Source organism: Kluyvera sp. STS39-E (assembly GCF_040932435.1).
In the GTDB taxonomy this organism is placed as follows: Bacteria; Pseudomonadota; Gammaproteobacteria; order Enterobacterales; family Enterobacteriaceae; genus Kluyvera.
Genome location: NZ_JBFQGA010000008.1, coordinates 161,781 through 179,563 on the forward strand (window position 1 = coordinate 161,781; position 17,783 = coordinate 179,563).

Here is a 17,783-nt window from a genome sequence, read left to right on the forward strand (position 1 = left end):
ACTTGAAGTATGACGGGTATTTATGTATTCGGTCACATCGGCGATAATGTATTTTCGCCATTGATAAATGAAGGTTTTAATGCGCAACAAGCCACCCTCTCAGCCACACCTAAAGCGCCCAATGAAGCTCAGTACGTTGGTCACGCTGATGGTTTGTAGCGTCATTTTTTCCGTGCTGCTGGTGGTCTACGCCTTCTACTTTATCCAAATCACTAAAGCGACTCGTGCCGGCGTGGAAGATACCGCCTTTGCGATTGCGCGTACCTTGGCAGATTCGCCTGAAATCAAGCGAGGGCTAAGTTTCCCGCCCGATCAAAATATTATTGAGCCAATCGCCACCGCAGTACAAAAGCGCAACGGCCTGCTCTATGCGGTCGTGACCAACATGGATGCCGTGCGATACTCTCACCCCAACACCAAGCTCATCGGACAACACTTTATCGGCGTCGATCTGCAACCTGCGTTAAAAGGTCAGGAAAATCTATCGATTAACCACGGCGTTCTGGCCGAAGCTCTACGCGTTTTCACCCCCATTTACAACGACCGCAGCCAACAAATTGGCGTGGTGATTGTTGGTATCTCGCTGCAAAAGGTTGATGAGCAGTTGAGCCGCGCGCGCTGGAATGCCATCTGGTTCGTATTGTTTAGCGCCATCGTTGGGACATTGGGTATTTGGGGACTCGTACGCGTCTTGAAAAATATTCTGTTTGGTCTCGAACCGCACGAGATCTCCAGCCTGTTTGAACAGCGCCAAGCCATGCTGCAGTCGCTACGCGAAGGGGTTATTGCCGTTGACGATAAAGGTCGGGTTACGCTGATAAACCAAGCCGCCCGTGAGTTTCTCTTATCCACCCATGACAACGGTTCGGACGTTCCACGGCACGCCCCGCTGCTGGTGAATCTCAAAGAAGTGCTCGCCAGTGGCCAAGCCATTGCCGACCGAGAAATAGGCTGTAACGGTCGCCTGCTGCTGTGTAACACCGTTCCGGTGATGAATAATAAACGGGTGATTGGCGCAATCAGCACCTTCCGCGATAAGACTGAAATCAGTCAGTTGATGCAGCGGATGGACGGGCTGGTCAATTATATCGACGCCCTGCGTAGCCACTCCCACGAGTTTATGAATAAGCTGCACGTCATTTTGGGCTTACTGCATATGAAGCGCTACGACAAACTCGAAGAGTACATTTTGCAAACCGCGCAGAACTATCAAACCGACATCGGTTTGCTGCAGCGTAAAATCAAATCGCCGATTATTGCCGGTTTCCTGTTGGGCAAAATCAACCGCGCAAGCTCTTTGGGCGTCAACCTGACGCTGGCCGAAGAGAGCCTTATCCCCGACAATCCGAACGAAATCCAAGTTGCGGTTCTCGTTACCGTGCTCGGTAATTTGATCGAGAACGCGTTGGATGCCATGGCTCCTCAGGGGGAAGGCGAAATTGGCCTGCTGTTACACTATCAAAACGGCTGGCTCAGCGGCGAAGTCAGCGACGATGGCCCGGGTATCGAGCCTGAGCAAATAGACGCTATCTTTAATAAAGGCTTTTCAACCAAAGGCGAAAACCGCGGCGTGGGTCTATTCTTGGCCCGCCAACAAACGGAGAATCTTGGCGGCATCCTTTCCGTCGAGTCAGAGCCTGGCGTGTTTACACAATTTTTTGTCAATATTCCCTGGGATTCGAGAGGAACACCGCGTGATTAATGTTTTGATTGTCGATGATGATGCCATGGTGGCCGACCTTAACCGCTGTTACATCGAGCGCGTTGACGGTTTCGTCTGCACAGGTATCGCCTCGACGCTGCAGCAGGCTAAAGACAACGTGATGGATCGCGCCCAGCCTATCGATCTCATCTTATTAGATGTTTATATGCAGCAGGACAGCGGTCTGGATCTTCTGCCCATCGTCCGCAATTCCGGTCGCGCAATCGACGTTATCATGATCTCCTCCGCTTCTGACGCTGCTACTGTGCAAACCGCAATGCGCTATGGCGTCGTGGACTATCTCATCAAACCGTTCCAGTTCCCGCGTTTTGAAGAGGCGCTGTTAAGCTGGCGTGAGAAAAAACAACTGATGGGCAGCCACTCTTACTACGAGCAGGCCGACGTTGACCGACTGCTGCACGGCGGAACACCGGAGCTGGCGGACACCAAGCGTCTGCCCAAAGGCTTGACCCCGCAGACTTTGCGCACGTTGTGCCAGTGGATAGATGCGCATCCAGACACCGAGTTCTCCACCGACGATCTGGCGCAGGCGGTCAATATATCCCGCGTCTCATGCCGCAAATACCTCATCTGGTTGGCCCAGGTGAATATCTTGTTCACTAGCATTCACTACGGCGCCACCGGCCGCCCCGTTTATCGCTACCGCCTACAGCCGGAACAATACGCCCTGCTTAAACAGTACTGCCAGTAAGACGGTAATCGTTATCCAGCAGAGTAAAGCGATAGTGGTGGCTTGATGACAACACCACCTCTTTCGCTTTAGTCACAAAAATGGCTTCGATATCAGGGCGTTTACGTAGTGCAGCGCAGCCTTTTTCGACACCCATCCCGTACATCAGCGTCGTCCAGATATCGCCATCAATAGAATCTTCGCTGATAATCGTCACGCTATCGAGTTCGTTGTTCAACGGGTACCCGGTACGGGGATCGAGAATATGGTGATAAATCTGGCCATTGTGCTCAAAAAAGCGCTCATAGACGCCGGAAGTCACCACCGATTTATTGGCGATCTCCAGCGAGCCAATCATTGAACCAGACGTAGAAAACGGTTTTTTCAGGCCAATTGACCAGCCGCCTTCCGGCGATCCCAGCGTCTGTACGTTTCCCCCAAGATTAATGAGCCCCTGAGCGACGCCTTCCTGATGCAGATAATCGCGTACCCGATCGGCGATATAGCCCTTCGCAATCGCACCAAGATCGATTTCCATTTCCGGCAGCGCCAGATAAACGCTCTGCTCTGCATCGTTGAGTACCACTTGGTTCGGGTTTGTCAACGCCAGCAGACGCGCGATATCCTGCGCGGGGGGAACGGTATCGCCGCGAAAACCAATGCGCCAACGTTTGACCAGCGGACCAATCGCCAAGTTAAACGCGCTATCTGGCAATGTACTTGCCGCTTTCGCACATTTGATTAAGGCATAAACCGGGCCACTTACGCTGACCGAATGCTTGCCGGCGGCATGGTTGATATCCATCACCTGTGACTGGGCACGGTTAACGGTTAGCAGGTCTTCATACTGTTTGATAAGGCGGAAAACGCGGGAAGCGAGCGCTTCATCGTGGGAAAAAAGCTTAAGCAGAATGGGAGAGCCCATCAGAACGGCGGAATAACTGTAAACCCTTGTAGTGTCTGACATTCATTCCCCCTGTAATTGATGGTAATAACCCGGCTTCAATGATTGAAGCCGGGGTACGGGGCTTAATTATGCAGATTCAAGCATGGCCCAAGGTATCTGTTGTGCGCGCTGTGCGGCCTGATGACCAGCAAGCGTACCAAAGATAATAATATCAGCCACGGCATTCCCGCCAATACGGTTACCACCGTGAATACCGCCAACCACTTCACCTGCCGCATATGCACCCGGAATGGCCTGTTTTTGCGCATTCAAGACACAGGTATCGGTATTGATAGTCACACCACCCATGGTGTGGTGAACGCCCGGCGCTATCTGAATCGCGTGATACGGGCCTTCATTCAGCGGCGCGCGCAGTGCGGTGGTACGACCGAACTCTTCGTCGTCCTGTTTTTCGACGGCCACATTGTAGCGGGCAAGCGTCGCTAGGAAGGCGGTTTCATCAAGTCCCAGTTTCGCCGCCAACGCACTTGGCGTACTGGCGCTGGTCACGAGGCCTTTGGCAATGTATTCATCTGCCGCTTTGTTTTTCGAACGGACATGCTCGTCGAACACGATGTAAGCATAGTGCTCCGGCAGCGCAATGATAGCGGCGGAAACTTTATCGCGGGTCGACATTTCATTGAAGAAGCGATTACCGTTCTGGTTAACCAAAATGGCCCCGCCACCGCGAATCGATTCAGACACCAGATAAGAGGTTTTCTGCTCGACGGTTGGGTGAATTTGAATTTCGCCCATATCGACCGTGCCCGCGCCGATACGTTCCAGTAGCGCGATGCCACCACCGGTCGCCCCTTTGTGGTTAGTGGTCACAAAGCCCGCGAGATCCGGGCGATATTTCACCACCATCTCACTGTTGGCGCTAAAACCACCGGTTGCCACGATAATGCAGCGCGTCTGGATGGTCAGAGTTTCTTTCTCATCGGTCAACAGACGAACGGCAGAGACTTCGCCACCCTCCATCACGATATCGACCACTGCGGTATCCAGCATCACATCAATCTGACGTTTGGTCACGTTACGCACCAAACCACTAATCAGATAGCCCCCCACAGCCGAGCCGTCTTTTGGACGGTGCGTACGGTCAATACTCATCCCACCAGTAGTGGTGATGTCATTGAGCATAATGCCGCGGTCGGCCAGCCATTCGATGGCCTGTGGTGCGGTTTCCACAAAGCGACGCAGCAGCGCTGGGTTGTTTTTATTGTGCCCGCCTTTCAGCGTCTCGGCATAAAACAGCTCTTTGCTATCCTCAATGCCTTTTACCCGCTGGAAGCGCGTTTCAGCGGCATTCATCCCCGCAGAGGCTTTAATGGTGTTACCGCCGATGGTTGGCATTTTCTCAACAATCAGCACGCGAGCGCCGTCGTCGTGCGCTTGAATCGCCGCCGCCAGACCTGCGCCACCGCTACCAACAACCACAACGTCGTAGGCTTGAGGAGCGGCAACATCGCCACCCTCTTCCGCCAAAAGCGCCTTGCCTGATTTCATCATCGCTTTCGACACGGCTTTTTTAACCGCTTCGCTCTGGCTGGTTGCGCCAGAAATGGCATCAACGTGCGGGGTGTTGGCATCAAGAATGCGTGAACGGATCTCTTCAAAACTGGTGACGAACTCAACGTCCTGATCGACGCCGCCGGTCAGTTCAATATCGGCAATGCGGTCAGTTTCGAGGCTGACGTTAATCACCAGCTCGCCGGCTTCGTCCTGAACGGTTTCAACGAACACGCCGGGTTTAAATTTGGACACCGACATGCTCATATCGCGGATCATCGCTTCTACCAGCGAGAAGCGCCACAGCGGTTCCGGGATGTTCAACGCTTCACGTTGGGTGCTGTCGATAAACAGCTCCAGCGCTTGGGCATCGGCAATACGGTCGGCCCAATCTGGATACGCAATGCAGGCGCGGCCGACAGCAACGAAGTCATAGCCGTGCGCCATCGCGGTCTCCACGTCGCTTTCATTGACCACGCCGCCCACGCCCATCACCGGCACCTGTGCCAGCGTTTCAGAACGCATTGCCACGTATTTCTCAATCAGCGGAGTCGGATCGGTGGTATCGACAATGGACGGACGCAGGGTTGCGCCTACGGAGAAGTGCAGGTAATCCAACCCACGTGCCGCCAGTTTTTCCAGCAGATAGACCGTATCGTCAAAACGGATGCCGGGGACCTCCATCTCTTCCGGAGAGAAACGGTAGCCGATGATGAACGCGTCGTCAGCGTACTGGCGCACCATTTTATGGGTGATGTCCAGCACCGCCAGCGGGAATTTAGCGCGGTTATCGCGGCTGCCGCCCCATTCGTCGTCACGCTGGTTGGAGTTAGGGGAGTAGAACTGTTGGATCAGGTAAGTGTTGGCGCCGTGGATCTCCACGCCATCAAAGCCTGCCTGAATCGCACGGCGTACCGCATCACCGAATTTGCCAACCATGCCTTCGACTTCTTCGGTGGTGAGGGCCACCGGTGTCGCCGCACCATCACGCGGGGCAGCAACGGCGCTAGGGCCTACCGGTGTACGGCCACCGATAAGCTTAGGATCAACCATGCGGCCGCCATGATAAATTTGCAGCAGCGCTTTTGAACCTTTGGATTTGATTGCGGCGGCGATTTTTGCCAGACCCGCGATTTTGTCGTCGTTGTCGATGCCCAGAGCACCTGGGAACGCCAGACCTAAATCATCAACAAAACAACATTCTACAATGATGGTGCCGATGCTTCCGGCGCGGGCACGGTAGTACTCCACCAGCTCGCTGCTGACGGAACCGTCGTAGTAGCCAGCGCAGGTTGTCATTGGCGCCATAAACAAACGGTTTTTAAGCTCGGTGCCATTGGGTAATGTGACGGAGCTGAATACGCGATGATCACTTTTCATAATTGGAAACTCCAAACTTTAAAATTAAATTCAAGAATTCGGATCGGACTGTATTTGAGTTATTTGTTCTGCCGATATCATGCTATTAATATAGCGATAATTTTAGTTACTAAAGTCATTACGTTAGTTATAAAACTATTTAATCCCTCTAATAACACAGCTACTCCTATAGCGTTATTAATTAGCTCATTTTTATTCACAATAATTTAATAAAATGCAATCTATTTGCAACTTGCCATGAAGTGGTAAAACCAGTCACGTCAATAAATTTAATTCAACAAAATCAATTAAATACATATACATTGCAATACAGAAAACAGCCATTAAATAGATCGCGAAATAGACATCACCTCGCCAATAACCCATAATCAAATAGGGTTATTTAATGATGTTTAAAAATAACACCGCTTCTGATTTTTTTTGATCACGATCAATTGCATTGGCCTCTAAAAGAGCATTATATAAATATAAGAATTTTTGCAATCAGCGCTAAATAAAATAGCGATGAAGACTTTTATATAAAAACGCCACCCTGACTTTTGAAACCAAAATAAAGTAAAAAAACTAAAAAAAGCACAGCGGCGTTTTAGCAAACCGAATTATTAACTACTTATAGAAGCGTAATATGAACGAGAAATCTGCGACATCGCACTCGCCGACTCCGGTGAGTAAACAGAAGGATGGAAACAAAAAACGCCTTCTGATGATGGCACTGCCCGTTATCGTGGCCGTGCTGCTGCTCTTCGTCCCGGTTCCTGACGGGCTTCCTCCTTATGCCTGGTACTACTTCGCTATTTTCGTTGGCGTCATTGTCGGCCTTATCTTCGAACCGCTGCCGGGCGCCGTTATCGGTTTGACCGGGGTGGTGGCTATCGCCCTGTGCAGCCAGTGGGTGCTGTTTAGCCCAGATCAGTTAGCCGATCCGAAATTCAAGCTGGCGGGCGCTTCCTTTAAATGGGCGGTGAGCGGCTTCGGTAACTCTACCGTATGGCTGATTTTCGGTGCCTTCATGTTTGCCGCCGGCTACGACAAAACCCGCTTCGGCCGCCGTCTGGCGCTGATCTTGGTGAAATACTTAGGCCGCCGCAGCCTGACGCTGGGCTATGCGATTACCTTCGCTGATCTGTTGTTAGCGCCGTTTACCCCGTCCAACACCGCACGTAGCGGCGGGACCATCTACCCGATTATCGCTAACCTGCCACCGCTGTACGGCTCGAAACCAAACGATCCAAGCTCACGCAAAATTGGTTCTTATCTGATGTGGGTCGCGATTACCGCTGCCTGTATTACCAGCTCGATGTTCCTCTCCGCCCTTGCGCCTAACCTGCTGGCGCTGGCGCTGGTGAAAAGCATTGTCGGCATCAACATCTCTTGGGGCACCTGGTTTATCGCCTTCCTGCCGCTGGGTATCCTGTTGATCCTCACCATGCCGCTGCTGGCTTACTGGTTCTACCCGCCGGAAGTTAAAATCAACGACGAAGTGCCGCTGTGGGCTGCACGTGAACTGGAAAAACTGGGCAAACTGTCACGCAACGAGATCCTGCTGCTGGTGTTTGTTTGCTGCGCACTGATGATGTGGATCTTCGCCGCCGCGTGGATTGAACCGGCGCTGGCTGCTCTGTTAATCGTCAGTCTGATGCTGTGGACCGGCGTGCTGGAGTGGAACGATATCACCGGCAACAAAGCGGCTTGGAACACCTTCGTCTGGTTTGCCACCCTGGTGGCGCTGGCGGATGGTCTCTCTTCCACCGGCTTTATCGCCTGGCTGGGTAAAGAAGGCGGCATGCTGATGAGCGGAATCTCGCCAAACGTGGCGACCATCGTTCTGCTGCTGGCGTTCTACCTGCTGCACTACCTGTTTGCCAGCACCACCGCACACACCACCGCGCTGCTGCCAGCGATGCTGACCATCGCCTCGACCATCCCAGGCATTAACATGGAAGTCTTCGTGCTGCTGATGGTGACCTCGCTAGGCATCATGGGGATTATCACCCCGTACGGTACCGGCCCAAGCCCGATCTACTACGGCAGCGGCTATCTGCCAACCAAAGATTACTGGCGCCTTGGCACCATCTTTGGGGCCATCTTCCTCGCGGCCCTGCTGCTTATCGGCTATCCGTGGATGTCCATGATGTTCTGATTCATAACCGTCGGAGGGCAACTTCCGGCGGTTTTATTTTTGTGGAGTGAAGAGCTATGTCGAACAAACCGTTTTTCTACCAGAACCCCTTCCCGCTGTCCCATGACGACACCGAATATTATCTGTTAAGCCGTGAGCACGTCTCCGTGGCCCAGTTTGACGGCCAAGATGTATTAAAAGTTGAGCCTGCAGCGCTGACCCTGCTCGCTCAACAGGCGTTTCACGATGCCGCTTTCATGCTGCGCCCATCCCACCAGAAACAGGTGGCGGCAATCTTAAGCGACCCGGAAGCCAGCGAAAACGATAAGTATGTTGCCCTGCAGTTCCTGCGTAACTCAGAAATAGCCGCCAAAGGCGTGCTGCCAACCTGTCAGGATACCGGCACCGCCATCATCATGGGCAAAAAAGGCCAGCGCGTTTGGACCGGCGGCGGCGATGAAGCCGCGCTGTCACAGGGCGTGTACAACACCTATATCTCCGACAACCTGCGCTATTCCCAAAACGCCGCGCTGGATATGTACAAAGAGGTCAACACCGGCACCAACCTACCGGCGCAAATTGACCTCTACAGCGTTGACGGCGACGAGTACAAATTCCTGTGCATCGCCAAAGGCGGCGGCTCAGCGAACAAAACCTATCTCTACCAGGAAACCAAAGCGCTGATCACCCCGGCTAAATTGAAAAACTATCTGGTAGAGAAAATGCGCACCCTTGGTACCGCGGCCTGCCCTCCTTACCATATCGCATTTGTTATTGGCGGCACCTCTGCAGAAGTGACGCTGAAAACGGTGAAACTGGCTTCTACACGCTATTACGACGGTCTGCCAACCGAAGGTAATGAGCACGGCCAAGCGTTCCGCGATGTGAAACTGGAACAGGAACTGATGATCGAGGCGCAAAATCTCGGCCTTGGCGCGCAGTTTGGCGGTAAGTATTTTGCTCACGATATCCGCATTATCCGTCTGCCGCGTCACGGCGCATCCTGCCCAATCGGCATGGGCGTATCGTGCTCCGCAGACCGTAATATCAAAGCAAAAATCAACCGCGATGGCATTTGGATCGAAAAACTCGAGCACAATCCAGCACAGTACATTCCGGAATCCCTGCGTCAGCAAGGTGAAGGCAATGCGGTCAGCATCAACTTGAATCAGCCGATGAGCGAGATTCAGGCTCAGCTCTCCGCACATCCGGTTTCAACCCGCCTGTCGCTGAACGGGACAATTATCGTTGCGCGTGATATCGCCCACGCCAAGCTTAAAGAGCTGCTGGATAACGGTGAAGAACTGCCGCAATACGTGAAAGATCACCCGATCTACTACGCGGGGCCGGCAAAAACGCCAGAAGGCTATGCCTCCGGTTCATTAGGCCCAACCACTGCAGGCCGTATGGATTCCTACGTTGATCTGCTCCAGTCTCACGGCGCAAGCATGGTCATGCTGGCGAAAGGTAACCGGAGCCAGCAGGTCACCGACGCCTGTCATAAACACGGCGGATTCTACCTCGGCAGCATCGGCGGCCCGGCAGCCGTCTTGGCGCAATCCAGCATTAAGAGTCTAGAGTGTGTGGCCTACCCTGAACTGGGAATGGAAGCCATCTGGAAAATTGAAGTCGAAAACTTCCCGGCCTTCGTGCTAGTGGACGATAAAGGCAACGACTTCTTCCAGCAGATCCAAAACTCACAGTGCGCTGGATGCCCTCAGCGTTAATGTTGTCATAACGGTTTCTTTCCCAAATGGGGAAGGAACCGTTAGTTATTCCCCCCATTCGAAATTTATATTTAAATCAATCAACACTCGCGCAAGCATTGGCAAGAAAGATAATAGACAGCGTAATTTTCATCAGGAAATACCATGTACAAATTATCTTTTACGCTGCTCGCTATCGCAACGCTTAGTGCCTGTAACACCGCGCCCCCAACCCAATTAACCCACATAGATTCAGCCACTATCCCCGTTATTGCCAATGTAAAATCATCGGTAAAACCGGCTGAAATGGCCGCATTGCACCAGGAAAACAAGCAGATTATTGATAATCTGACACTCAGCCTGAAATCTGAATACTTATTAGATGTGAAACCCGCGGAGATTTTTGACGCTCACAGCCAAGCACACCAGGTTTATATGTCCCTGTCTAAGCTTGATCAATTTCGGATGGTGAATAACTTTTATTTCAAAGAACATAATTTCGCTGGACTACAGCAGGTAAATACCTCGCTAAAGCCTCTTCTTCGGGGATAAAAAAAAGCCCCCTCACGATAAATGAGGGAGCTTTTTTCAACAATGTGCTTTATTGGCCAAAGCGGTAACTGATGCCAGCCATCACAGAACTAACATCGCTGCTGACACCAATCTGATTGGCGTTACCGACGTTACTAACCCACTGGTATTCAAGACGTCCCGCCCAGTTGTTGTTAAAGGCGTACTCGGTACCAACTGCCAGTACTGGGCGAATGCCGGTATCGAAGTTGTTATGGCCTTTAATATCAGACTCTGCACGATAGCCCATCACCCCGACACGACCATACAGATCCCAGTCGCTGTTCAGGCCATAGCTGGCTTTCAATGAAGCCTGAAGCCCCTGGCTTTTCATTTTTGTACCCGGAGCGCCATGGTTTCCATTGACGCCCATATTACCTAAATAATCATATCCGCCTTCAACAGCCAGCCAGTTGTTAATTTGGTATCCGGTAAAAATACCGCCGCCAACATTATCACCATCGAAATCAGCATCGTGGTGAGAATTGGTGTCATTGTAATGAGACCAACCAAATTTAGAACCCGCGTACCATGTTCCGGCCTCTGCGGCAGCAAATGCCGTTGTTGCGGTAAAAGCATTAACGATAATTAACGTAATAAGCGTCTTCTTCATAACAATCCTATTTCGACCCGTCATTAAATAAATGAATTAGATAAAGTGGATCTACCATAAGAGATAAAAACGCCGCTGATAATCATTTTGTTGTTTAATTTTGGACAACCGCTTATTGCTAAAATCGCTCGGGCAACTGATTTAATTCAACCAGATAACCGCCGCGTTTAAAATTAATATAATTGCCATTTTTCAGTGCTGACAATACGTTAAGAACGCTGCTGCGCGATAAATGAGTACGTTCTTGGATATAATCAAGAATAGATACCCGCATGCGCGTATCTTCTGAAAGCAGGCTCATTTCTTGTAAATGGCTGCGGATAACCGCATAGGTTTTCTGTTGTACCAGCAGGGCATCGCGATAGAAAAGATAGGCGGTATGATACGACAGCAATGTGACCACATCTTCCCATGCGCCGTGCTCGCGAAAAGTGTCCATCGCCGTTTGGGCATCAACGCGCAGTATGGTCGATTCCGTTTCAGCACGCAGCAGATGACCGCGGACCGGCTGGATCATTTCGGCAATCCCAAACAGATGCGGTTCGTAAACGGTAACAATCAACAGCCCATCAGAGGCACGTAAAATCGAGAGTTCGCCGCCAAGAAAAAGATACAGTTGCTGCCGGTTTTTATGCGTCCATGTTATACGTTTTCGGGGCACAACTTTCATCTTCTCGGCAATCGGTTCAAGCAGCGCGGTCAAACGCTGAATACTCAACTCTGGACGAATAGGCGGTAAGATATGCATAGCGGTACCTGGTCATTAGCAATCAGCACAATTATAAAACACGACAAAATTTCCGTGAAAAATTCGTAACTCAGCATTTACTCATGTTAGTTAGGGAATCGACATCGTTATTTTGTTTAAAAATAAACCAGATGACAGCGTACATCGCAGAGAAAACGTACATAACCAAGGGTTCTATGACATGAATACGGTAAACGTGGAGTATTCCTGTGTTCAATATCACAATTGCGTACAGAATGAAGTGACGTACCGCAGTTACGAAAATATTCTACGAACGTTTTGGTAAGGAAATAGTCGATGGAAACAGGGGATGTAACTTGTTGAAATTGGCGGAGAGAGGGGGATTTGAACCCCCGGTAGAGTTGCCCCTACTCTAGTTTTCGAGACTAGTCCGTTCAGCCGCTCCGGCATCTCTCCGTTTTGATGGTTGCCATCATGCCAAGTTATTTGGCATTTTAACAGACCCAGTCTCTTCAATTGCGTTCAAGTGACGAGTTTGCGAGCAAAACGATGATTAAATGGCCCTGGAAAGCAAGCGATACCGCCGATGTAACAGATTTGCCGTGGGCGCAAGCCTTGGCAATACCGCTGTTAGCTCCGCTGTCTAACGACGAACAGGTAAAGCTGGTACAGCTTGCCGAGCGTTTTCTACAACAAAAACGACTGGTGTTTTTGCAGGGATTGGCCGTTGAACCAGTAACAGAGGCGCGCATTGCTTTGCTGTTTTGTCTGCCCGTTTTGGAGCTGGGTTTCGAATGGCTCGATGGTTTCCATGAAATACTGATCTATCCAGCACCTTTCGTGGTTGATGATGAATGGGAAGATGACATTGGTCTGGTTCATAGCCAGCGGGTCGTGCAGTCCGGTCAAAGCTGGCAACAAGGCCCTATCGTTTTGAACTGGCTGGATATTCAAGATTCATTCGATGCTTCCGGTTTTAATCTGATCGTTCATGAAGTGGCACATAAACTGGATACTCGTAACGGCGATCGCGCCAGCGGCGTCCCGTTCATTCCATTACGCGACGTGGCAGGCTGGGAGCATGACCTGCACGCGGCAATGAATAACATTCAAGATGAGATTGATTTAGTAGGAGAAAATGCGGCCAGCATTGACGCCTATGCCGCCACTGACCCGGCGGAATGTTTTGCCGTGCTCTCTGAGTATTTTTTCAGCGCACCCGAACTTTTCGCGCCGCGCTTCCCTGCTCTCTGGCAGCGTTTCTGCGGCTTCTATCGTCAAGATCCGCTGCAGCGGTTACGCGATAATAGCCAACCGGATGAAAATCCATCGACAGTACACTAAAACAACAAGCTGAGCTAATTTCAGCCAATTGAATCAGCAAGTTAAATTTAGTGTTGACACAAATATCGAGGCCCAGTAGTATTCGCCTCGTTCACACGATTCCTCTGTAGTTCAGTCGGTAGAACGGCGGACTGTTAATCCGTATGTCACTGGTTCGAGTCCAGTCAGAGGAGCCATATTTAGAAAAGCCTGCTTTCGAGCGGGCTTTTTGCTTTTTAGCATTCAGCGCCATTGAAACCTGATGGTGATGCCTTAACGTCAGCCAGTCCTTGGCCACATCTTATATTTGGTAATCCAGCACAGTTTCTTCCAACGCCATCGCCTGGGACTTAATTTCTTCAAGCGATAGCCCGGCATTGCAAAGCTCGATAAAGCGCCAAACATAGTTTCGTTGCAGCTGCCCGCGCTTTAGGCCAAGCCATACCGTATTGGCGTCAAACAGGTGGTGGGTGTCCAGCCGTACTAGACTGTCTGATTCTTGCGAATCTCCCGACTGTTCCGCCACCAGCCCAATCCCTAAACCCAGATCAACGTAGGTTTTGATAACGTCGGAATCCTGCGCGCTGAGCACAATATCCGGCGTCAGGCCTTTGCGATTAAACGCTTCATCAATGCGCGAACGGCCGGTAATGCCCTGCCGATAGGTAATCAGCGGCCAACGGGCAATTGCTTCCAGCGTCAGCGGCGTGGTATGGGTGAGCGGATGATCTTTGGGAACCAGTAGGCTGTGGTGCCAGCGGAACCATGGGAACGCCACCAGCGTGGCGTCATTGCTCAAACGTTCGCTGGCGATACCAATATCAGCACCGCCGCTGTGTAGCAGCACGTCAATTTCCTGCGGCGTGCCCTGAATCAGTTCCAGACGCACGTCGGGGAAAATCTCGCGAAATGCCTTAATCACTGGCGGCAGGCTGTAACGTGCCTGGGTGTGCGTAGTGGCAATAGTTAGCACACCGGAGGCATCGTTAGTAAAGAGATCGGCCAGGCGGCGGACGTTGCTGGCCTCATTGAGAATACGCTCGGCAATCACCAGCAGGGCTTTGCCCGGCTCGGTCATGCCTAATAAGCGCTTTCCGCGACGAATAAAGATCTCAATCCCTAGCTCTTCTTCAAGCTCGCGAATATGCCGGCTTACGCCAGACTGTGATGTGTAAAGCATATTGGCGACTTCGGTCAGGTTGTAATCCTGTCGCGCCGCTTCACGTATTATTTTCAGTTGCTGGAAGTTCACGCTTCCCTCCGGTTCAAGCAGACATTGCACTATTGTTAAAGTCTGTTGACCGGGTGAACAAATAATAAAAACCAGCAAGTTATATCTGAATGGAATATAAGCTTAGCTCACCAGCAGCAATTCCCGGTTGTCGAGCATAGGACGGCTCACCAACGACATCAGAATTTCTTTCACCGCCTGCGCCTGCGGCGTTAATTGTCCACGCGCAGAAATATTTAAAGAAAGCGGCAGGCTCATCGATGGTGTGGTGATCCGCGCCATCCAGCCGTTTGCCGCGCTACACAGCGAACGCGCTGCCGATTCAGGCAGAACCGTCACGCCCATGCCGCTGGCAATCGCTGCGGTCAGCGTAGAGATAGAATCAATCTCACCGATAATTTTGGCCGTTAACCGGCGCAATGAAAACGCTTCGTCGACGCGGGCGCGAACGGCGCTGTAGTCGCGGGGTAAGAACAGATTCATTTCCGCCACTGCGGTCAGGTCAACGCTCTGTCCTGGGCAATCACGGGTTCCCACCAGATAAAGGTCTTCTTTTAGCAGCGGCTGGCTCACAATGCCCGCCAGCGGCGCACGATCGTACAGAACCGCCATGTCTAACTGGCCGTTTAGCAGCTTGTCGTTCAGTACGGTTCCACTATTTTCATGCAGGTACACCAGCACTTCCGGCAGCTCATTGCGCACCGCCTGCAGCAGCGGCATGGTTATCGATGATGCCGCCGTTCCCGGCGCCAGGCCAATAGAGACGGTGCCGCTGAGCGTCTGCCCTACGTTGTGGACCGCCAACTGAGCCTGCTCGCACTGACGTAAGATGGTGCGCGCATGGGTATACAGCACCTTACCGGCTTCGGTTGGGGTTACGCCACGCTTAGTGCGGATAAGCAACTGCTGATCAAGCTCACCTTCAAGAGTCGCGACCTGCTGGCTGAGTGCAGGCTGTGCAATATGCAACACTTCAGCCGCCTGAGTCAGGCTGCCGATATCGACGATTTTCACGAAGTACTTCAGTCGTCTGAAGTTCATTTTTGCCTCCGGTAGAGATCCACTGCCACGCTGGCGTTAAGTAGTCGGAGGAGTTGCAAGATGCTTGCCAATTTTAAAAACCACGTTAAAACCGCGTAAACCTATACCTGAAGCCCTTTTTTGGCCTAACCAGAAGATTGCCATATGCCCCATAAGGGGTAAATCTGCACTTTTGCGGTGCAGGCGTGCCTGGAAATCAGCCATTATCGATGAATTGCTGAAATTGTCAGCAAACGAACGGATTAAGGCTTTTCACCCTTTGACAACTCATGGGGACATCGATAATATGCGCCCCGTTCACACGATTCCTCTGTAGTTCAGTCGGTAGAACGGCGGACTGTTAATCCGTATGTCACTGGTTCGAGTCCAGTCAGAGGAGCCAAATTCTTGTTTTCATGCCTCTTTGCGAATCCTTATGTGATTTAGATTCAATAAGTTAGCGCGAAAAATCTTCCCGATGCATTTTTAGTTTTCCCTCCGCATCGGGAGAATTTGGTGGTCAGATTTGGGGTCATGTTGGTTCGATGACGGAGTGACCCCCAAATGTCTCTTAACGACTCAAAAATTCGCAGCTTAAAACCATCCGCTAAATCCTTCAAAGTTTCCGATTCCCATGGTCTGTACCTGTTGGTTAATCCAGGCGGTTCACGTCTCTGGTATCTCAAATATCGTATCAATAGAAAAGAATCTCGCCTTGGCTTAGGCGCCTACCCTGACGTGTCTTTGGCTGATGCTCGTCAACAGCGTGATGGTATCCGTAAACTGCTGGCGCATAATATCAATCCAGCACAACAGCGCTCTGCTGAAAGAGCTACTTTCTCGCCAGAAAAAACTTTCAAACATGTGGCACTGGAGTGGCATAACAGCAACCGGACATGGTCAGAGAACCACGCAACCCGTCTGCTTGCCAGCATGAACAACCATATCTTCCCGATAATTGGACACCTGCCGGTCACAGAACTGAAAACCCGCCATTTCATCGACCTGCTGAAAGGGATTGAGAAAAAAGGTCTGCTGGAAGTCGCAGCACGTACCAGGCAGCATATGTGCAACATCATGCGTCATGCCGTACATCAGGAGTTGATAGAGCACAATCCGGCAGCAAATCTGGACGGTATCATCGCCCCTCCCATTAAACGCCACTACCCTGCCCTTCCGCTGGAGCGACTGCCGGAACTGTTGATTCGCATTGAGGACTACCAGCAAGGACGAGAGTTAACCCGCCTGGCAGTATCACTCACCCTGCACCTTTTCATCCGCTCCAGCGAACTGCGTTTCGCCCGTTGGTCCGAGATCGATTTCAAAAATAGAATCTGGACCATTCCTGCCACTCGCGACACCATCCCCGGTGTCCGCTACTCCGGGCGAGGTGCAAAAATGCGTACTCCACATATCGTTCCACTCTCCCGTCAGGCCATCACCATCCTGAAACAGATACGGGAAATATCCGGTCATCAGGTGCTGGTATTCCCCGGCGATCACAATCCGTATAAACCGATGTGTGAAAACACTGTCAACAAGGCGCTACGCCTGATGGGCTATGACACAAAAGATGAAATCTGCGGCCACGGGTTTCGGGCAATGGCCTGTAGTGCCCTGATGGAGTCTGGCCTGTGGGCACAGGATGCGGTTGAACGGCAGATGAGTCACCAAGAACGCAATAGCGTTCGAGCGGCTTACATCCATAAAGCAGAATATCTCGATGCACGTAAAGCGATGATGCAGTGGTGGTCGGATTACCTAGACATAAATCGTGAGCGATATATTCCACCATATATTTATTCACAAAATTATGAAGCATCCTGATGTGTCAGGATTGATTGCTATTAAAAGGTCCTTATTGTTTTAGGGACCTCTTTAAACCCTAACATTCAAATAGGTACGAATTTTATTAATTAAATCAATTATTTATCATGAAAAAAATTAGATAAACCTAGTAAATAGTTAGTAAAATAATCATAAAAGGCAACAAATGCGTCATAACAGGCAATCGCCATGCGCTTGTGACATGTAAGCTAAATTAGCTATTAGTAGAATATATCAGGATGCCGAAATACTGTTATATGTATTTACATTGTGGTTACATAAACCTAGCTCTTTTACATACTAATGAATTAGCATACGTACATGAAGCCAATCTTACATACAAATACCCTGATAAACATCATACCTGGGTACTTGCGATAATAAACACAAGCCCAACTGAAATAAATCACCGCAATGACTTATTCTTGACACCC

13 protein-coding genes and 3 tRNA genes are annotated in these 17,783 nt (G+C 50.9%); 9 read left to right on the top strand and 7 right to left on the bottom strand.

Features of this window, described 5'->3' with window-relative positions:
• The first annotated feature begins 79 nt into the window (after positions 1 to 79).
• Both AB4K05_RS18660 and dcuR read left to right on the top strand, forming a co-directional pair.
• Entirely contained in the window at positions 80 to 1,702 is a 1,623-nt protein-coding gene (locus AB4K05_RS18660; protein WP_368481418.1) for a sensor histidine kinase, read from the top strand.
• Complete coding sequence (gene dcuR, locus AB4K05_RS18665) at positions 1,695 to 2,414, top strand: two-component system response regulator DcuR (RefSeq protein WP_368481419.1); 720 nt, start codon at positions 1,695 to 1,697, stop codon at positions 2,412 to 2,414. The genes AB4K05_RS18660 and dcuR overlap by 8 nt, the downstream gene beginning before the upstream one ends.
• Here the strand turns inward: dcuR and AB4K05_RS18670 are convergent.
• Complete coding sequence (locus tag AB4K05_RS18670) at positions 2,395 to 3,360, bottom strand: FAD:protein FMN transferase (RefSeq protein ID WP_368481420.1); 966 nt, start codon at positions 3,358 to 3,360, stop codon at positions 2,395 to 2,397. The two genes, dcuR and AB4K05_RS18670, sit on opposite strands and share 20 nt — an antisense overlap.
• 66 nt (positions 3,361 to 3,426) lie before the next feature.
• Entirely contained in the window at positions 3,427 to 6,231 is a 2,805-nt protein-coding gene (locus tag AB4K05_RS18675) for a flavocytochrome c (RefSeq protein ID WP_368481421.1), read from the bottom strand.
• Between the two features lie 625 nt (positions 6,232 to 6,856).
• Between AB4K05_RS18675 and AB4K05_RS18680 the strand changes: the two genes are divergently transcribed.
• From AB4K05_RS18680 to AB4K05_RS18690, 3 genes are all read left to right on the top strand, one after another.
• Positions 6,857 to 8,371, top strand: coding sequence for an anion permease (locus AB4K05_RS18680; RefSeq protein ID WP_368481422.1), 1,515 nt, complete (start codon positions 6,857 to 6,859; stop codon positions 8,369 to 8,371).
• A 56-nt stretch (positions 8,372 to 8,427) separates the two neighbouring features.
• Positions 8,428 to 10,077 (top strand): class I fumarate hydratase FumA, encoded by a 1,650-nt coding sequence (gene fumA / locus AB4K05_RS18685; RefSeq protein ID WP_368481423.1) that lies wholly within the window; start codon positions 8,428 to 8,430, stop codon positions 10,075 to 10,077.
• Between the two features lie 144 nt (positions 10,078 to 10,221).
• A complete protein-coding gene (locus tag AB4K05_RS18690) occupies positions 10,222 to 10,608 on the top strand; it encodes a hypothetical protein (protein ID WP_368481424.1) in 387 nt (128 codons plus the stop codon).
• Positions 10,609 to 10,657: 49 nt separating this feature from the next.
• On the opposite strand, the gene AB4K05_RS18695 is transcribed toward AB4K05_RS18690, so the two are convergent.
• From AB4K05_RS18695 to AB4K05_RS18705, 3 genes are all read right to left on the bottom strand, one after another.
• Entirely contained in the window at positions 10,658 to 11,239 is a 582-nt protein-coding gene (locus tag AB4K05_RS18695; protein WP_368481425.1) for an outer membrane beta-barrel protein, read from the bottom strand.
• A 118-nt stretch (positions 11,240 to 11,357) separates the two neighbouring features.
• Complete coding sequence (locus tag AB4K05_RS18700) at positions 11,358 to 11,987, bottom strand: helix-turn-helix domain-containing protein (protein WP_368481426.1); 630 nt, start codon at positions 11,985 to 11,987, stop codon at positions 11,358 to 11,360.
• Positions 11,988 to 12,314: 327 nt separating this feature from the next.
• Positions 12,315 to 12,404, bottom strand: a tRNA-Ser gene (locus AB4K05_RS18705).
• Positions 12,405 to 12,497: 93 nt separating this feature from the next.
• Between AB4K05_RS18705 and mtfA the strand changes: the two genes are divergently transcribed.
• Positions 12,498 to 13,292, top strand: coding sequence for a DgsA anti-repressor MtfA (mtfA, locus tag AB4K05_RS18710; RefSeq protein WP_368481427.1), 795 nt, complete (start codon positions 12,498 to 12,500; stop codon positions 13,290 to 13,292).
• Between the two features lie 100 nt (positions 13,293 to 13,392).
• Positions 13,393 to 13,468: transfer RNA gene (locus AB4K05_RS18715), tRNA-Asn, on the top strand.
• Between the two features lie 104 nt (positions 13,469 to 13,572).
• Here the strand turns inward: AB4K05_RS18715 and cbl are convergent.
• Complete coding sequence (gene cbl / locus AB4K05_RS18720) at positions 13,573 to 14,523, bottom strand: HTH-type transcriptional regulator Cbl (RefSeq protein ID WP_368481428.1); 951 nt, start codon at positions 14,521 to 14,523, stop codon at positions 13,573 to 13,575.
• 102 nt (positions 14,524 to 14,625) lie between these two features.
• The gene (nac, locus tag AB4K05_RS18725; RefSeq protein WP_368481429.1) at positions 14,626 to 15,543 is read right to left on the bottom strand and encodes a nitrogen assimilation transcriptional regulator NAC; all 918 of its coding nucleotides are present in this window, start codon (positions 15,541 to 15,543) and stop codon (positions 14,626 to 14,628) included.
• 306 nt (positions 15,544 to 15,849) lie between these two features.
• On the opposite strand from nac, the gene AB4K05_RS18730 reads away from it, so the two are divergent.
• Positions 15,850 to 15,925 (top strand) — tRNA-Asn (locus AB4K05_RS18730).
• A gap of 161 nt (positions 15,926 to 16,086) precedes the next feature.
• A complete protein-coding gene (locus AB4K05_RS18735) occupies positions 16,087 to 17,349 on the top strand; it encodes a tyrosine-type recombinase/integrase (RefSeq protein ID WP_368481430.1) in 1,263 nt (420 codons plus the stop codon).
• The last annotated feature ends 434 nt before the right edge of the window (positions 17,350 to 17,783 follow it).